At 46.9% G+C, this 1,494-nt stretch carries 1 protein-coding gene; it reads left to right on the top strand.

Annotated elements, in window-relative coordinates; all coding sequences use genetic code 11:
* The first annotated feature begins 111 nt into the window (after positions 1-111).
* Positions 112-1,472, top strand: a protein-coding gene (locus tag D3P08_RS26985; protein WP_119603235.1) for an IS1182 family transposase whose coding sequence is annotated in 2 segments (ribosomal slippage) — positions 112-679 and positions 679-1,472 — 1,362 coding nt in all. Because the reading frame shifts where the segments join, the coding sequence is not laid out codon by codon here.
* Positions 1,473-1,494: the final 22 nt, after the last annotated feature.

The raw sequence follows: 1,494 nt of genomic DNA on the forward strand, positions 1-1,494 counted from the left end.
CAGGCTGTCGAGAAAGTCTCGACAGCCTTTCATATGTTTAATTATTTTAAGACGACACCGCGTTAATGTTGTATAATATAATTAACAATAACTGAACGGTAGGTGTCGCTGATGCTGCGATCTAATCGAGATAAACAACAAAACTACGAACTGGTTTCTATTGAGGACTTGGTTCCGGATGACCACATGCTCCGTAAAATAGACAAGTACATTGACTTTTCCTTCATTGATGAGAAGGTCCGCCATCTTTACTCACAAGATAACGGCCGACCGGCTATTGATCCGTTGGTTCTCTTTAAGATGATCTTTCTCGGGTACTTTTACGGCATACGCTCTGAGCGCCAACTTGAACGCGAAATCCAAACCAACCTGGCTTACCGTTGGTTTCTTGGGCTTGGTTTAACTGACCGTGTCCCCGATCACACAACGATCAGCTGGAACCGCCGAACTCGTTTTAAGGACACAACTGTTTTTCAGGATATTTTCGACGAGATTGTACTCCAAGCCATCTCTCACCGTATGGTTGGTGGTCGTGTTCTCATCTCGGATTCAACGCACTTAAAAGCCAATGCCAATAAACACAAATACACCAAAGAACAAGTAAAGCAAAACACGCGCGATTATCTCGAAGAATTGAATGCTGCGGTCGAAACCGACCGTAAGGCACAAGGAAAAAAGCTTTAAAGCCACGAGAGGAGGTGAACGAAGACAAAGAGGTTAAGGTCAGCAAGACCGATCCAGATAGCGGCTACATGGTACGAGAGGGTAAACCAGAAGGCTTCTTCTACTTAGATCATCGTACCGTCGATGTGAAGTACAACCTGATTACCGATGTCTTCGTCACCGCTGGTAACGTGCATGATTCCGTTCCATATTTGAGTCGTCTTGACCGTCAACGTGAACGTTTTGGATTTGAAGTAGAAGCAGTTGCTCTGGATTCCGGTTATTTAACAACTCCAATTTGCAAAGGCCTTCAAGATCGCAAGATTTTTGGCGTGATAGCCCATCGCCGGTTTCATCCTACACAGGGGTTATTTCACAAGTGGGAGTTTAAGTATGATGCTGAGAAAGATGTATATGTGTGTCCACAAGAGCAGGAGCTTCCTTACCGAACAACGGATCGCCACGGGTACCGACACTACGCGTCTGCCCCTAATATTTGCGCTGAATGTCCGATGCTTAGGCAGTGCACTCGCTCCAAAAACCACCGCAAGCTCATTACGCGGCATATTTGGGAAGACAGCAAGGAGCAAGTACGTCTGAACCGGTTGAGTAAATCTGGCAAGCGGCTCTACCGAAAACGAAAAGAAACGATTGAGCGAAGCTTCGCGGATGCTAAACAGCTCCACGGGTTTCGCTATTGCCGTTTGCGGGGGCTGCGGAACGTAACCGAGCAAGCGCTGATGACCGCAGCGGTCCAGAACATGAAAAAGATCGCCTTCCATCTAGACCGGAAGGCGAAAGAGGCGTAAGCCATCTTAAAACGCCTCAAAA

This window comes from Paenibacillus nanensis (assembly GCF_003583765.1).
Classification (GTDB): domain Bacteria; phylum Bacillota; class Bacilli; order Paenibacillales; family Paenibacillaceae; genus Pristimantibacillus; species Pristimantibacillus nanensis.